The 15,813-nt window shown below is 40.9% G+C and carries 13 protein-coding genes and 1 pseudogene; 4 read left to right on the top strand and 10 right to left on the bottom strand.

Annotated features, from left to right (window positions below):
- Positions 1-252: 252 nt before the first annotated feature.
- The 5 genes and pseudogenes from FERRO_RS02520 to FERRO_RS02500 form a co-directional block, all read right to left on the bottom strand.
- Positions 253-1,659, bottom strand: a complete 1,407-nt coding sequence (locus FERRO_RS02520) for an ammonium transporter (protein WP_446718613.1) — start codon at positions 1,657-1,659, stop codon at positions 253-255.
- A gap of 23 nt (positions 1,660-1,682) precedes the next feature.
- On the bottom strand, positions 1,683-2,021 hold the full coding sequence (gene glnK, locus FERRO_RS02515) for a P-II family nitrogen regulator (protein ID WP_056929286.1): 339 nt from the start codon (positions 2,019-2,021) through the stop codon (positions 1,683-1,685).
- 23 nt (positions 2,022-2,044) lie between these two features.
- Positions 2,045-3,301, bottom strand: coding sequence for an outer membrane beta-barrel protein (locus tag FERRO_RS02510; RefSeq protein ID WP_056929285.1), 1,257 nt, complete (start codon positions 3,299-3,301; stop codon positions 2,045-2,047).
- 393 nt (positions 3,302-3,694) lie between these two features.
- A pseudogene (locus tag FERRO_RS02505) lies at positions 3,695-4,000 on the bottom strand (P-II family nitrogen regulator); the annotation flags it as partial.
- Positions 4,001-4,038: 38 nt separating this feature from the next.
- Positions 4,039-5,214, bottom strand: coding sequence for an outer membrane beta-barrel protein (locus FERRO_RS02500; protein WP_056929284.1), 1,176 nt, complete (start codon positions 5,212-5,214; stop codon positions 4,039-4,041).
- A gap of 219 nt (positions 5,215-5,433) precedes the next feature.
- On the opposite strand from FERRO_RS02500, the gene FERRO_RS02495 reads away from it, so the two are divergent.
- The 4 genes from FERRO_RS02495 (at position 5,434) to FERRO_RS02480 (ending at position 11,696) form a co-directional block, all read left to right on the top strand.
- Entirely contained in the window at positions 5,434-5,655 is a 222-nt protein-coding gene (locus tag FERRO_RS02495; protein WP_056929283.1) for an accessory factor UbiK family protein, read from the top strand.
- A 157-nt stretch (positions 5,656-5,812) separates the two neighbouring features.
- Positions 5,813-7,306, top strand: coding sequence for an efflux transporter outer membrane subunit (locus tag FERRO_RS02490; RefSeq protein ID WP_160318090.1), 1,494 nt, complete (start codon positions 5,813-5,815; stop codon positions 7,304-7,306).
- A gap of 1 nt (position 7,307) precedes the next feature.
- Positions 7,308-8,474, top strand: a complete 1,167-nt coding sequence (locus FERRO_RS02485) for an efflux RND transporter periplasmic adaptor subunit (RefSeq protein WP_056929281.1) — start codon at positions 7,308-7,310, stop codon at positions 8,472-8,474.
- A gap of 3 nt (positions 8,475-8,477) precedes the next feature.
- Positions 8,478-11,696 (top strand): efflux RND transporter permease subunit, encoded by a 3,219-nt coding sequence (locus FERRO_RS02480; protein WP_056929280.1) that lies wholly within the window; start codon positions 8,478-8,480, stop codon positions 11,694-11,696.
- Positions 11,697-11,702: 6 nt separating this feature from the next.
- Here the strand turns inward: FERRO_RS02480 and FERRO_RS02475 are convergent, their stop codons facing one another.
- The 5 genes from FERRO_RS02475 to sufC are packed head-to-tail and all read right to left on the bottom strand — an operon-like array spanning position 11,703 to position 15,801.
- Positions 11,703-12,092 carry an SUF system Fe-S cluster assembly protein gene (locus FERRO_RS02475; protein WP_056929279.1) on the bottom strand — a complete coding sequence of 130 codons (390 nt, stop codon included), beginning with the start codon at positions 12,090-12,092 and terminating at the stop codon, positions 11,703-11,705.
- 3 nt (positions 12,093-12,095) lie between these two features.
- Positions 12,096-12,539: a Fe-S cluster assembly sulfur transfer protein SufU gene (gene sufU / locus FERRO_RS02470; protein WP_056929278.1), complete on the bottom strand. Its 444-nt coding sequence runs from the start codon at positions 12,537-12,539 to the stop codon at positions 12,096-12,098.
- Entirely contained in the window at positions 12,536-13,756 is a 1,221-nt protein-coding gene (locus FERRO_RS02465; RefSeq protein ID WP_056929277.1) for a cysteine desulfurase, read from the bottom strand. Before FERRO_RS02465 ends, sufU begins: the two co-directional genes overlap by 4 nt.
- On the bottom strand, positions 13,749-15,032 hold the full coding sequence (gene sufD / locus FERRO_RS02460) for a Fe-S cluster assembly protein SufD (protein ID WP_056929276.1): 1,284 nt from the start codon (positions 15,030-15,032) through the stop codon (positions 13,749-13,751). Before sufD ends, FERRO_RS02465 begins: the two co-directional genes overlap by 8 nt.
- 1 nt (position 15,033) lies before the next feature.
- Positions 15,034-15,801, bottom strand: coding sequence for a Fe-S cluster assembly ATPase SufC (sufC, locus tag FERRO_RS02455; RefSeq protein WP_056929275.1), 768 nt, complete (start codon positions 15,799-15,801; stop codon positions 15,034-15,036).
- Between the last annotated feature and the right edge of the window lie 12 nt (positions 15,802-15,813).

Here is a 15,813-nt window from a genome sequence, read left to right as displayed (position 1 = left end):
TGTCCAAAATGACTTGACCACTACACAGTTTCTTAACCGCTCACCCTGCTCGGCAACGCCTTCTATCCGATTCTTATGCATCAACTCGCAGTTTTGCTCCGCGCTTCCTCTTTACGGTCGGTGACACTTCCGCAGCTTTGCTCGCTGTGGCCAACTTACGGCGGGACTTTCACCCAAATGAGTGCGGGGCCCCATACTGGGCGCACAAAAAAGGCGCCCGAAGGCGCCATGAGGAGAGTCTAAATAACCGAACTATTCAACACGTTCGCCATGTAAAACCAAATCCAAACCTTCTCGTTCCTCTTCTTCTTTGACTTTCAGGCCAATTAACAGGTCAATAACTTTGAGGATAATGTAGGACATCACAAAACCATAGACCAGAGTCACTCCAACGCCTAAAGCTTGAGTTGCGAGACTTCCATCGACGCCGCTTATTTCTTTAACGTTAAAGACCCCTGTTAAAAGAGCACCTACAATCCCACCGACACAATGAACACCAAATGCATCTAAGGAATCATCGTAACCCAATATGTGTTTCAAGCTTGTGGCGGCCCAGAAACAGATAACTCCTGCTGCAATACCGATGATTAGTGCACCTGTGGTATCAACAAAACCTGAGGCTGGAGTAATAGCAACTAATCCTGCAACGGCCCCTGAGGCAATACCTAATACGCTAGGTTTTCCTTTGATTACCCATTCAGCAAACATCCAAGCAAGAGCCGCTGCGGCAGTAGCTACTTGAGTGACAACCATAGCCATTCCTGCACGGCCATCAGCAGCAACAGCTGACCCTGCGTTAAATCCAAACCAACCCACCCATAACATTGAAGCACCTACTAATGTTAAGACTAGGTTGTGTGGCGCCATAGGTTCTTTGCCATATCCCACTCTTTTACCCATCACTAATGCGGCGGCAAGCCCTGCAATCCCCGCGTTAATATGCACAACCGTACCGCCAGCGAAATCAAGCACCCCTTTACCGGCTAACCAACCACCTGGTTCCCATACCCAATGGGCAATAGGCGAGTACACTACAATTGACCACACTGCCATAAACATCATCATGGCGGAGAACTTCATGCGTTCAGCAAAGGCACCACATATTAATGCTGGAGTAATGATAGCGAAGGTCATTTGAAACATCATATATACCGATTCAGGAATATTTGTTGCAATATGAGAGACCATTACTTTAGAAGCATCATGTTGGTAGAGCATGCCATGGAGCATAAAGCGATCTAAATTACCCAACCATCCAGAGCCTGGCATAAAAGCAAGGCTATAACCAATTACCACCCATAAAACAGTGATTAAACAGGTAATGGCAAAGCTTTGCATAAGAGTTGCTAATACGTTTTTCTTACGCACCATACCACCATAAAACAAAGCCAACCCCGGAATGGTCATAAATAATACCAACGCTGTGGAAGTTAACATCCATGCCGTATCACCTGAGTTAATCTTACTGAAATCAGTTAAAAACGGTGCTGTAGGTGCTGGTGCGGCAGCGGGGGCTGCCGCTGGTGTTGCTGCCGCCGGTGTTGCTGGTGTTGCCGCTGCTGGAGTTGAGGCTGCTGGTGCACTAGCCTCATCCGCCAGTGCATGGTGCGAACCAACAGTTAAAGCTAACACTACCAGTGCCGCCTTGAAGCTGTTCATTAACATTTTCATTTTTTTCCCCTTTATAACGCTTCAGAACCGGTTTCACCGGTACGAATACGAATTACTTGTTCTAACTCAAAGACAAATATCTTGCCATCACCTATCTTCCCAGTATTGGCAGATTTTTCTATAGCCTCCAATACTTGATCTAACATCTCGGAGGCAATAGCTGCTTCTAATTTTACTTTCGGTAAAAAATCCACCACATACTCAGCTCCTCGATATAACTCAGTGTGTCCCTTTTGCCTGCCAAACCCCTTCACTTCAGTGACCGTGATCCCTTGTACCCCTATGGCACTTAAGGCCTCACGTACCTCATCAAGCTTGAATGGCTTAATTATTGCCGTCACAAGTTTCATTTGCGTCTCCTCATTAATTAACCTTAAAATTTGTAGATACCTTGCATACCATAAGTCAACATGTTTTGCGTTAATGATCCGTTACTTGTTCCAAAAATAGGATTGTCAGCACGGTCAGCACGCAACTCAGTTCTGAGTTCAAAGTTTTTAATTGGCGCGTATCCTAAAGTAACCGTTACTTCACGAACAGTATTAGCTCCGAGTGGCGTACCACCTCCGCTGTAGGCTATAGCTACACCTTGTTCGTCACGTAATTGTTCTGCTCGTAACGAAACGCGATACTGGTCGTTAAATTGATGATTTAAGTACGCTGCAATACCCCAATAAGTCTCTGTCCCAACAGTATTGATAGAGAGTGCTGCATTTTGCTGTGTAACATAATCTGCGTCTACAATAAAGGTGGTTTGTGAGGTCAAATTAGTGGTGAAAACTGTATCGTAGATATTTCTTAAACCACTACGTCCACCATTAGTTGGTAGTAGCGCACTGCCTCCAATGGTATTAGTTGTGTAGGTTACAGGCGAAATATTTCCTGGGCTGTATGTCCCGCCGACTTGTGGCATTGCTTCTGCACCAGAATAAATACTTGCCACTAATGATGTGTCGGGTGTAAACGTTTCGTTCAGTGCGAGCTCGAATGTTTTAGAACCGGTTTGCGCGGTAGCTTGATCCCAGCCATTATTAACCCCTACCGTTAAAGTGGTTGAGCTTGTTAATGCATTAGCAATTCTGATTCCAGTATGAGTAAAAGGTTGATGATTATAGAGAATCGACCTTGTCATATTGGTATTTAGTGTGCTGTCAAAGGACTCAGCACCGGCAAGCGATGGAAACTTGCCTAAAATAGTTGTCCAATCACCTTTTGCGTATTGAATGAATGCTTGTGGTAGGGCAAGACTTCCCCCGCTGAAAGGTTGCGCTGTATTATTCGTACAAATTCCGTAAGAACAAATTACACCCGCGTCAGAACCTGCAATAACGTTTACCAGTCCACCAAAACCTTCTTTAGGTTGTTTTGCAATCACCACACCCAATTGATGAAGACCAAAAGAACTCTTGGTTGGATCGATAACTTGTATATTTGTATTAGGGGTTTGATTGTGACCAATATAACTGGCATCAATATACTCTTTATCCGTGATGCCGCTGTTCGTCAATATGGTTTCCAAAGTGGGTTTATTTGCGTCAGCGGCGGGAGCTGCTGTGCCGTCTGCATAAACCAATTTTGGTGAAACCGAGAAGATTAAACCCATTAATGCTATCAGCGATTGTTTTTTCATTGCATGCGTTCTCCCAAACGATACTACAAGTTAAAATATATAGGCTTGTTACATAAAAATGTTAAGCATGAAGCATGCCAACAGTTGTTTTTAATTTCTCGGGGGAGATGGATTGGGAGGATCAACCAAAAACAGAAACAATTTATTTTCTTTTAACCAATATAATCAATGGCTTACTAATTGATTTTTTGGATTGCTTTAAGGTAATTAAAAAAAATAAAAATCCGTAACTCTGTTAGTTAATAGACAAAGGGGGGGCTGCTTTAATCAAAAGATTTATTAACTCACAACTAAAATGATACATAAAACTAGATATAGTTACATTTTATGCATCAAAACAGTGCATTTTGATAATTTTGCACTAATACAGTCAGCAAATGACGAGGTGTTATTACCCGTAATCACTGTTTTGAATACGTTTTCTTGTTCTAACTCAAAGACAAATATCTTGCCATCACCTATCTTCCCAGTATTGGCAGATTTTTCTATAGCCTCCAATACTTGATCTAACATCTCGGAGGCAATAGCTGCTTCTAATTTTACTTTCGGTAAAAAATCCACCACATACTCAGCTCCTCGATATAACTCAGTGTGTCCCTTTTGCCTGCCAAACCCCTTCACTTCAGTGACCGTGATCCCTTGTACCCCTATGGCATTTAAGGCCTCACGTACCTCATCAAGCTTGAATGGCTTAATGATTCGCTGTGATCAGTTGCACTTGAACACGAATTTGTTAACTAGAACTTATAAATACCTTGAACACCAAAAGTATTCATATTACTGCTGTTACTGTAAACAGGTAAGTCAGAATGGTCGTATCTCTCTTCTACACGGATTTCTGTGGTTTTAAATGGTGCATATCCAAAAGTAATCGTTGCCTCACGAACATTATTGGCTCCAGGTGCAACGCCTCCAACATATGCTCCTGAGTTAGGATCAGTAGCCCAGCCACTATTGTCCCTTAACTGTTCGGCACGTAAAGAAACTCGATACTGGTCATTAAATTGATAGTTCAAGTAACTTGCTACTCCTGCGTATGAGGCTTTACCACTCACACCTGGGACATTTTCTTGTGCAACATAATCTGCATTCAATATAAAGGTTAATGATTTGGTTAAGTTAGTAGAAAAAACCGCGTCTAATAGATTTCTAGTACCGCTGGCGATAGCATTAGTGGTTTGCGGCAACCCTGGAATAGGATTATGGTAAGCAAATCCCGCGTTTGGGAAACTGTTTTCAACGCCTGAGTAAGCACTTACAATCAAAGAAGTGTCCTGAGTAAATGCAGTACTCAAACCAACCTCAAGAGTTTTTTGTGTATTAGTATCAGTGACCTGATCCCATCCGTTATTAATCCCAAAGATGATATTAGTCATGTCTGATAAGGCCGTGGTTAATCTAATACCTGTATTTGTAAAAGGTATTTTGCCAAAAAGAATTGAACGCGTAATATTCGTGTCCGCAGAACTATCAATCACCTCGGCACCAGCTAGGGTACCAAACTTCCCACCAATTAATGTATAACGACTCTTAGCGTATTGAATGTAAGCTTGGGTAAGATCTATTGCTTGATTACTTGCCCCATAAGATGACATGGTCTGAGCATCTCGCCCTGCCGTTATATTTAATAATCCCCCAAAGCCCTCCTTCGGTGTTTTTGAAATAATTAAACCAAACTGATGTAATGCGAAAGAGTTTTTATCTTGGTTAAATACCTGAATAGAAGGATCAGGTATTTTATTGCTAGCGATATAAGAGGTATCAAAGTAGCCTTTTATATCAATTTCTGAATTTTTCAAGATATCTGTTAGCGTAGGGCCACTTGACTCTGTGTTACTATCAGCTATGACTATTGTAGAAATAATTAATCCGCACACAGCGCTTAGCGCTATGAATATACCTTTAAAAAGCATGATTTTCTCCCCCCGAAGGTAACGCTTAAAAACTTAAAAGTTATTTTTTATATGGTGTTACAAATTTTAACAATTACAAATTATATCTCAACTGAATCAATTCTTATCTCGTTTAGTTTAAGAAGGTTAATTAATAAAAACAAAATTTTTATTTACCCATTTCTCCTCATAAGCGTTTATTCATATTAAAATTATGCAACAATTTCAAGGAGTTTTCAGATGTTTAATAAAATTGTAATAGATGAAACTATAAACCAAATCTTATCAATTGTTGGCAAAACACCTATTAAAGATATTGAACAGAATTTACGTCAAATACTGAATAACTTTTTTAGTAACAGCGGCTGGGTAACAAGAGAAGAGTTTGATATTCAAAAATCGATACTTTTAAAAACCCGTGAACGTCTAGAAGAACTAGAACAGAAAATCAATAATAGCTAAAAAAGCTAATAACATTGATAGATTGACGTAAATTGAAATATAAAAGCCAAGAAAAAAACTTATAATGTAATCTTTTTAATTATCTTCTCGCTCCTTTAGGTTTATGTACAAAAGAAATTTAAATAAATTTGTATTACTGACAGGAGCACTGGGTGTGATGGCTTCACTTTCAGGTTGCGCGGTGGGCCCTGATTTCCATTCTCCGAGATTATCCAAGAATGCAGGTTATGTTGAAAGTTCATCACCAAATCAAATAACCCCTTCAGGACGAATTAACCTAGACACAAAAAGTAGCATTCCCGGCGACTGGTGGAATCTGTTGGGCTCACAAAGCCTCTCCGACTATGTTGAAATGGTGATTCAAAACAATCCAACCCTTTCGGCTGCCGAGGCGAGCCTCAGGCAGGCCAAACAAAATGTTATTGCCCAACAGGGTTTCTTTTTTCCAAGCATTGGTGCTGACTATGCTTTATCAAGAAATAAATTAGCCGGTAATTTAGGTGGTAACTCACCAGGTATTCAAGGCAATGGTAATGTTATTTCAACTTACGTCAACCCAAATAATAACGCGCCTTACAACGGTCCTGTTTATTATAACTTTCATACTGCTGAAGTGACCTTAAGCTACACTCCTGACATTTTTGGAGCCAATAGAAGAGCTGTTGAGTCGCTGGAAGCGCAGGAAAAAATTACTGCCTATCAGCTAGAAGCCGCCTATATCACTCTCACAGCCAATGCAGTCGCTGCGGCTTTACAACAGGCATCACTGAAAAGTTTAATTGAAGCCAACCAGCAAATTATCAAAGATAATCAAATATTATTCAATCTTACTCAACATCAACTTGACCTTGGCTACGCTAGTGCAATAGATCTAAATAATCAATTAACACAACTCACCCAAGCCCAACAACAAATTGTTCCTCTAGAACAGCAATTAGAACAAACCAATGATTTAATACATGTTTTGTCAGGACATTTTCCAAGTGAACAGATTAAGACGCATTTTGTCTTATCCGAATTTAAGCTTCCGCATACCTTACCTGCTTCAATCCCTTCAGATCTAGTTAGACAAAGACCCGATATTCTTTCGGCAGAAGAACAAATTCGATATGCTAATGCGCAAGTGGGGGTGCAACTGGCAAACCGTTTTCCACAATTTAATGTAACGGGTGCCATCGGTGGCGCGGCAGATGCCTTTGATCAGCTTTATCATAATGGCGCTGGTTTTTTTAACCTTATTGGTGATTTATCGTTACCTATCTTTGACGGTGGAACACTAAGCGCTCGAGAGCAAGGAGCCAAAGAAGCTTTTTCCCAAACCGTTTCACAATACAAATTGACAGTTCTCAATGCGTTTCAGAACGTGGCCGATACGATGCATGCAGTACAAAATGATGCCAATGCATTAAATCGTGCTGAAAAACTACTAAATACTAATCTACAGTTGTTGAGTATGACGCAATCTCAAGAAAGATTAGGTTTAATTAATCAACTAATTTTATTAAATGCTGATATTACCTATCAGCAAGCGAAAATAAATTATATACAAATGAGAACCAATCTACTTGGCGATGCAGCGGCATTGTATGTTGCTTTAGGTGGTGGTTGGTGGAACAAAAAACCATTAGATACCCTAATAAAAAAACCTTAATATGATAAAAAAAATCGCAATTACTGTTGTTGTACTTCTTCTCATTGCTTTAACACGCTGGTTAGAAAGTAGTCATATCACAACAAAAGTTCTGGCAGAACCCCCCTTAATCAATAAAGAACAAATTTTATTAACAGGGACTCAAAGCCAATTTGTTAAAATTAAACCTGTGGTGGCTTATGATTTCCGGTCTAACAAAGAATCTGTTGGGTCGATTGCTTTTAATGATTTAAAAACTATCCAGGTTTTTCCTAACTACCCCGGAAAAATTCACGCAGTGTTCGTAAAGTTAGGTGAAGTAGTTAAAATTGGACAGCCTCTTTATAGTATTGATAGTTCTGACTTATTACAGGCTGAATCCACTTTAATCGCGAATGCTGCAGCTAAAGAATTAAGTACTAAGGCGCTAAGTCGCGCTAGAGCTTTATACAAGCTGAAGGCCATGTCTGAAAAGGACTATCAGCAGGCAATTTCAGATCAACAAACAGCGGAAGGTAATTACCAAAGTGCTATTAAAAATTTAAAAATTTTTGGTAAAACCGACGGAGATATCCAATCCATAATTCTCAATAAAAGGGCTGATGCTGATTTGGTTGTACGAAGTCCCCTCAGTGGCAAAATCATTACTTTTAATAACCCTGCCCCTGGTGCTTATGTACAACCTGGTACATTACCCGCCCCCATGGCTGTATCGGACACAAGTATTAAATGGATGATTGCTAACGTTGCTGAATCCGATATTTCTGCAGTCAAAGTTGGACAGAGTGTTGATGTAAGAGTCCCATCACTGAATGATCGTCATTTTATGGGTGTTGTAAGCAATGTTGGGGCACTGGTGGATGCTAACACACACAGTATATTAGTTCGCTCAGATATTAAGGACAATACTGAACTTCTCATCCCTGGTATGTTGGCCTATTTTACTATTACTACTGGAAACCTAAAAGGAGTTCCAGCGGTTCCTTTTGATAGTGTGGTGAGACAAGGCGATGGCTCTCTAATTGTATGGACTACCCACAATGGTCGTCTGTTTGAAAAAAAACAAGTACAAATTGGCTTACAACAAAACGGTTTTTATCAAATTACATCAGGGTTAGAAATTGGTGAATCTGTCGCCACTCAAGGGGCTGTTTTTGTAAGTCATGCCTATGACATGTCGGCGGAGTAGTTCATGTTAAAAAATCTTTTGGCATTTTCCTTAAGTAACCGTCCGATCATAGTAATACTCTTATGTAGTTTTCTTTTCATTGGACTAGGTGCCTATTACAAGCTTAACGTTGAAGCTTATCCGAATCCCGCACCGGTCATTCTTGAAATTACAGCACAATCCCCAGGGTTATCAGCGGAAGAAATGGAGCGCTACTATACCATTCCTATGGAGATTGGTCTGGCTACCACTCCCGGTGTTGAGGTCATTCGCTCTACATCTTTCACAGGGTTATCCTTCATAAGAGTCACTTTTCATTATGGAGTGGACTATTATTTTGCCTATACACAAGCAGCGCTGAGTCTACAACAAAATACCACTTTGCCTAATAACATTATTCCTCAAATCCAAGCTTCAAGCCTCGTAGGAGAAGTCTACCGTTATGAATTAATGGGCCCACCCCATTTCGGCTTAACGAATTTAAGAACCGTTCAAGACTGGGTTGTACAGAGACGTTTGCTGTCAGTACCTGGTGTCGTTCAAGTTAACACTTGGGGAGGAACCACGAAGGAGTTCGAAGTTGAGGCTGATCCAGAAAAGCTTGAACATTTTGGTATAACAATTCCTCAATTACTAAGCGCCATTAATAACGCCAACATTGATGTGGGTGGCAGGACAATTAACTTTGGCCAACAATCTATTAATATCAGAGGCATTGGATTAATCAACTCTGGTGGCGATATAGATCTGACTAAGGGATATAAAGTGGATGATATTAACAATATTGTCCTAAAGCAAACCAACTCTTTTCCGATCACTATTAAAGATGTAGCCAATGTTTATGTAGGATATGTTCCTCGACTTGGTAGAGCAGGGAGAGACCTGAATAATGACGTTGTTGCGGCCATTGTGGTGATGAATAGAACCATGCAAACCAACGAGGTGGTGGCAAGAATTAAAGAAGAAGTAAAAAAGATTAATCATGATGGGTCTCTTCCCGCTGGTGTTCGTTTAGTTCCTTTTTATGACAGAACCTCCTTAGTTGCTGTCACCACCCATACGGTTTTACACAATCTCGTATTTGGGTGTTTGTTAGTATTTTTTATCCAATGGATTTTCTTGGGAGACTTAAGAAGTGCGATTATTGTTAGCGTTAATATTCCGGTAGCTTTATTCTTTAGCATTATTATTTTAGTTATCACCGGTGAATCCGCTAATTTACTCTCCCTTGGCGCTGTCGATTTTGGCATTATTGTGGATTCTGCTGTCATCCTTGTAGAAAATATTTTCCGTAACTTTCAGAAGGCGCCAGATGGTCGTCGTGATCTGATTCAGGATCAAGAGCAAAGTGGTTTTAGACAGTTATTAATGAGTAAGGGCTGGACCAATCGTTTACGAATTATCTTTATTAGTACCATCCAAGTTGATCGAGCTATCTTGTTTTCTACTGCCATTACAGTGGCAGCCTTTATTCCCTTATTCACCATGGAAGGCGTGGAAGGCCAAATTTTCGGGCCCATGGCGCGCACCTATGGCTACGCTTTAGCTGGAGCACTGCTCGCAACTTTTACGATTACTCCAGTGCTCGCCTCCTATTTACTACCTAAGGAAGTAAAGGAGACTGAGACAATTATTGTTGAAAAAATGCGCCACTTTTATAAACCTATTTTGCGTTGGGCATTAGAAAACGTTAAAAAAACTGTGGGGATCGGTGTTGCATTCTTATTAATTTCGATCATTATTTTTATGCGCATAGGTTCTGAGTTTCTACCCACTCTTGAGGAAGGAAATCTATGGATCAGAGCCACTTTACCGCCCACCATTTCTCTTGAATCGGGCATGCCAGTTGTGGATACGATGCGAAAAATCATTATTAAGCATCCTGAGGTGATCACTGCCGTCTCACAACATGGCCGTCCTGATAATGGTAGCGATGCAGCAGGATTCTATAACGCTGAATTTTTTGTCCCACTAAAACCCTTTGATGAATGGAAAAGTGGTTATACCAAAAATGACTTGATTAATAGTTTACAAAAGGAATTTACTAGTCGTTTCCCTGGTGTTGAACTAAATTTCTCACAATATATTCAAGATAACGTTGAGGAGGGACTATCTGGCATCAAGGGGGCTAACTCCATTAAGATTCTTGGCCCCGATCTTGCCACACTTGAAAAACTGGCAGATCAAGTTCAAGCAGAGATGTCAAAAATCAAAGGGGTGACTGATTTAGGTGTATTTCGCGTACTGGGTCAACCTAACCTCAATATTAATATTGATCGCGTCAAAGCAGCGCGCTATGGTCTTAACACAGGTGATGTGAATACCTTTGTGCAAGCCGCCTTGGGGGGAACACAGGCCACTACCGTCTATGAGGGCGATCGCCAATTCGCTCTTACTGTTCGGCTCTCACCAAATTTTAGAAAAGATATAGAAACCATCAGCCAACTTAGAGTGGGGTATACAGCACCTAATGGAGCCATGGCCTATATTCCACTTAAAGAACTAGCTACTATTTCTCTTGATACAGGCGCTTCTTATATTTATCACGAAAGAAATCAACGATTTATTCCTGTTAAGTTTAGTGTCCGTAATCGTGATCTTGGAAGTACCGTCACCGAAGCTCAGGAACGAATTGAGAAAAATATTCTCTTACCAGAGGGTTATCGCATTGTATGGTCTGGAGAATTTGAAGAACTACAAAAAGCCAAAAAACGTTTAGCACTGATCCTACCCATTGCCCTGGCTCTTATTCTATTGCTTCTCTATACTTTATTTAATTCCCTACGCGACAGTTTACTTGCCCTGGCCGCCATTCCCTTCTCCATAGGTGGGGGTATTATGGCTCTGGCAATCACTGGCTTACATTTTAGTATTTCTGCTGCGATTGGCTTTATTTCCTTATTTGGCGTATCCGTGATGAATGGGATCTTAGTAATTACTTATTATAATCAACTACGTTACTCAGGATTACCTCCATTTGAAGCCATGTTTAATGCAGCTGATCAGCGCATGCGGCCCATGTTAATGACCGCCCTCTCTGCCTGTATTGGTCTATTTCCCGCCGCCATCTCCACCGGTATTGGTAGTCAAGTTCAAAAACCCTTGGCAACGGTGGTAGTGGGGGGGATGTTACTTGGACCAATTATGTTACTGATAGTGGCTCCTGCATTACAAATGATGTTTCTTGGCAATAACAATGAGCCAGATAACACAAGTGAGGAGGGTGGGGATGAGGACATTTAAATAGTATTAAAGCATACCTAGGGTTAGCATAGCGCTTTCACTCATTCTGTCCCGAGTCCAAGGGGGTTCCCACACCAATTCAACTTTAGCGCTATTAACCCCTGGAGCCTCCATAATCCTTTTTTCAACCTCACCTGGAAAAGTCTGTGCCACTGGGCATCCTGGCGCAGTAAGTGTCATGGCTACATTGACGTGACCTATTGAGTAATCAATCTCAAGACCATAGATTAACCCTAAGTCATAAATATTTACTGGAATTTCAGGATCATAAACAGTTTTCAAAGCCGCTACTACTAACTCTTCTAATTCGTCTTGAACCGCTTCTACCGTTGATTCCTGAGAGAGAGACTCTGATTCTTTGGTTGGGTCTTTATTAAACCAATCTAATACAGACATAGCTTACTCCGTGGTAACTGGTTGATCTGAGTTATTCAATGCTGCATGTAAGGTGTGCCATGAAAGGGACGCACATTTGACACGCGCTGGAAATTCACTGACCCCTGCCAAGACAGATAATTTACCTAAATCCGTTGCTGGTTGTTCCCCAGTAGTCACCATTTGATGAAAACCTTCAAACAACTTCTCTGCTTCTTGAATCGTTTTACCTTTAAGCGCTTCGGTCATTAATGAAGCAGAAGCCGTTGAAATAGCACAGCCTTGGCCTTCAAATTTAATATCTACAATACGCTCATTGTCAACAATCAAATATAATTCTAAGCTGTCACCACAGAGAGGGTTAAAGCCCTCTGTATGACGATTGGCATTCACTAACTTGCCGAAATTACGTGGATGCCTATTATGATCAAAAATAACTTCCTGATATAACTCTCTTAAATCACTCATTTTAAAAACATCTCCGTAACACGGTGTAAAGCAGCAAAAAGGGCGTCAATGTCTTCTTTAGTGTTATAAAGGGCTAATGAGGCACGCGCTGTAGCAGGAATCTTAAAATAATCCATGACCGGCATGGCACAATGGTGTCCGGTACGAATAGCCACCCCCTCGCTGTCTAAGATGGTCCCAATGTCATGGGGATGCACTCCATCCATAACAAATGAGAAGACACTCACTTTATTGACGGCTTGTCCAATTATTCTTAATTGAGGAATCAGGTGAGATTGCTCCGTGGCATAAGTTAACAACTGAGCTTCATGATCAGCGATTTCATTTAAGCCAATGGATTGAACAAACTCTATAGCTCTACCCAACCCAATCGCTCCAGCAATGTGCGGTGTCCCTGCCTCAAATTTATAAGGAAGATGATTATAAGAAGACTTTTCAAAAGTCACCTTGAAAATCATATCTCCACCAGATTGGTAGGGTGGCATAGCATTAAGTAAATGTTTTTTACCATAAAGCACGCCGATTCCCGTGGGGCCGTAAAGTTTATGCCCAGAGAAAACAAAGAAGTCACAATCCAACTCAACCATATTCACCGCTTGATGAAGAATTGATTGAGCACCGTCCACTAATACCAAGGCTCCAACTTGATGAGCTTTTTCAATCATATACTGTACAGGATTCACTGTTCCCAGTGCATTGGATACCTGGGTTACACCCAGCATTTTAGTTTTAGGTGACAGCAAGGCTTCAAACTGAGTTAAATCCAAAGTTCCAGTTTCATCAATGGGAATGACTTTTATAAAGGCACCTGTTTGTTCAGCAATCATTTGCCAGGGAACAATGTTAGCGTGATGCTCCATCTGACTAAGTAAAATTTCATCACCCGGTTTTAAGTTAGCTCTTCCCCAGCTGCTGGCAACCAAGTTGATAGCCTCTGTGGCCCCACGAGTAAAGATAACTTCCTCACGATGTTGGGCGCCAATAAATCCTTGAACGATATCACGAGCTTTCTCAAAGGCATCTGTAGCATCTTGACTTAACTTATGAACGCCGCGATGAACATTAGCATTCAACGTATCATAGTAGTGGGTCTCAACATCGATGACTGACTGAGGTTTTTGAGTCGTCGCTGCATTATCTAAATAAACAAGTGGCTTACCTCTAACAGTACTTTTTAGTATAGGAAACTGCTGACGAATTTCATTGACATTAAACATTCATATTCTCACGAAGTAGTGTTTCAACGGTTAATCTTAAATCTACATCATTGATTTGATGGGCTACTTCCAAAACAAATCCCTCTACCAGCATTTTTTTTGCTGCGTCTTTGTCAATCCCTCGCGCGCAGAGATAAAACCACTGTTCCTCATTAATTTGTCCGATGGTGGTACCGTGAGAACACTTCACATCATCTGCAAAAATCTCTAACTGTGGTTTGGTATCCACCTCCGCCTGATCAGACAAGATTAAATTATGATTAGTCTGCTGTGATTGAGTTCTTTGAGCATCTTGATCAACCAAAATCCTGCCATTAAAAACAGCCCTACCTGCCCCATCTAGGACACCTTTAAATAATTCACTGCTTGTGCAGTCAGGTACTTGATGATGAATGAGAGTATGAAAATCCTGCAAGGACTTGTGGGTAATGTGATACATACCGTTGATGGTTGCCTGTGCACCAACTCCCATCAGTTGATTAGTAATCGTGTTTCTTGCCCATTGGCCAGAGAGCGCAAAATAGGATCCATGAAAATAACTCTCTTGTAACTGATGAATAGCCGTATAAGAAAAGTGAAAACCCTGTTCAGACTCTTGTTGCAGCTTAATGTAATTAAATGAGGCATTGTCCTCTATGGCATATAATTGAACTGTACTGTTTAAGTAAGGTTCTTGCGTCAAGCTCATAAATTGTTCGATTAATGTCAGCTTAGCCCCTTTACCAACTTTTATGAACTGTCCAGCAAAATGGCCGCTCATCGGCTGTGTAACAAGATGAACTAATAAAATAGCATCCGTTACTTCACATTGATCGTCAATCTTAAGGCTAAATCCCTGGTTGACTAATGCACCGTTTAAAGCAGTTAAGCCGTCTTGGTGATGAAGAGGGGCCAACCTTTTCTGGTGCTCCTCTTGCTCCAGGGGGCTCATGGCAGAGTATTCTAGTATGGCAACCCCGTCTGGTAATTGATCTAAAGTAGAAAGTTCATTATTTATAATGCCATCCACCGTCACTATTTTATATTTGGCTTTAGGTAATAATAAATGAGTATTAACCTGATCTTGACTAATAACGCCTTGCTGACCCATCGCAAGTGAAAGGGGAAGCTTTTGCAACGCTACCGTTGAGGTATATTTCCAGTCCTCCATTTTTAGAGTCGGAAAATTCAATGCATTAAACTTCTCCCAAGCTTTTTGGCGATAAGCTTTAACTATAGGATTATCACGCTCACTGACTGCTTGATACTGTTCTTGATAATGATTAATCACTTCCATTTTACAAATTCACCGTTGTTTGTTTAGCGGAAGAATCAATCCATGCATAACCTTCTTTTTCCAGTTCTAGAGCAAGTTCTGGTCCTCCGGAGCGCACTATCTTGCCACCTGCCAACACATGTACAAAGTCTGGTTTAATATAATCAAGTAGACGTTGGTAATGGGTAACTAGAATCATAGCTCGCTCTGGGCTTCTCAAGCTATTAACCCCCTTAGCAACAATTTTCAATGCGTCAATATCTAGCCCTGAGTCTGTTTCATCCAAAATAGCGAGAGTGGGTTCCAACACAGCCATTTGCAGTATTTCGTTGCGTTTCTTTTCTCCACCAGAGAAACCCTCATTAACGGAACGATAGAGCATGGCTTCGTTCATTTCCATCAGCTTGACTTTTTCTTTTACCAAATTTAAGAAATCCATGGCATCTAATTCTGGTAAGCCTTGATGTTGTCTTTTAGCATTTAGTGCGGCTTTTAAAAGGTAAATGTTACCCACTCCAGGAATCTCTACGGGATACTGAAACGCTAAGAACAGCCCTTCTCTCGCACGCTCTTCTACGTCCATTTCAAGTAAGTTCTTACCGTTGTAAAGGATCTCTCCCGCAGTCACATCAATATGCTCTCTACCAGCCAACACATTTGACAAAGTACTTTTCCCTGAACCGTTAGGCCCCATAATGGCATGAACTTCTCCAGGATTAACCGTTAAATCAATCCCTTTAAGTATTAATTTATCAACAACCGTTGCTTGTAACCCTTTAATTTCTAACATAATAGTCTCTCT

This window comes from Ferrovum sp. JA12 (assembly GCF_001431705.1).
Classification (GTDB): Bacteria; Pseudomonadota; Gammaproteobacteria; order Burkholderiales; family Ferrovaceae; genus PN-J185.
The sequence above is the reverse complement of the archived record's forward strand: the minus strand, read 5'-3'. Positions and strand labels throughout refer to the sequence as shown.

Bases quoted from the DNA above. Each gene is read 5' to 3' on its own strand.
- FERRO_RS02520 (WP_446718613.1), bottom strand. From the start codon at position 1,659: ATGAACAGCTTCAAGGCGGCACTGGTAGTGTTAGCTTTAACTGTTGGT.
- glnK (WP_056929286.1), bottom strand. From the start codon at position 2,021: ATGAAACTTGTGACGGCAATAATTAAGCCATTCAAGCTTGATGAGGTA.
- FERRO_RS02510 (WP_056929285.1), bottom strand. From the start codon at position 3,301: ATGAAAAAACAATCGCTGATAGCATTAATGGGTTTAATCTTCTCGGTT.
- FERRO_RS02500 (WP_056929284.1), bottom strand. From the start codon at position 5,214: ATGCTTTTTAAAGGTATATTCATAGCGCTAAGCGCTGTGTGCGGATTA.
- FERRO_RS02495 (WP_056929283.1), top strand. From the start codon at position 5,434: ATGTTTAATAAAATTGTAATAGATGAAACTATAAACCAAATCTTATCA.
- FERRO_RS02490 (WP_160318090.1), top strand. From the start codon at position 5,813: ATGGCTTCACTTTCAGGTTGCGCGGTGGGCCCTGATTTCCATTCTCCG.
- FERRO_RS02485 (WP_056929281.1), top strand. From the start codon at position 7,308: ATGATAAAAAAAATCGCAATTACTGTTGTTGTACTTCTTCTCATTGCT.
- FERRO_RS02480 (WP_056929280.1), top strand. From the start codon at position 8,478: ATGTTAAAAAATCTTTTGGCATTTTCCTTAAGTAACCGTCCGATCATA.
- FERRO_RS02475 (WP_056929279.1), bottom strand. From the start codon at position 12,092: ATGTCTGTATTAGATTGGTTTAATAAAGACCCAACCAAAGAATCAGAG.
- sufU (WP_056929278.1), bottom strand. From the start codon at position 12,539: ATGAGTGATTTAAGAGAGTTATATCAGGAAGTTATTTTTGATCATAAT.
- FERRO_RS02465 (WP_056929277.1), bottom strand. From the start codon at position 13,756: ATGTTTAATGTCAATGAAATTCGTCAGCAGTTTCCTATACTAAAAAGT.
- sufD (WP_056929276.1), bottom strand. From the start codon at position 15,032: ATGGAAGTGATTAATCATTATCAAGAACAGTATCAAGCAGTCAGTGAG.
- sufC (WP_056929275.1), bottom strand. From the start codon at position 15,801: ATGTTAGAAATTAAAGGGTTACAAGCAACGGTTGTTGATAAATTAATA.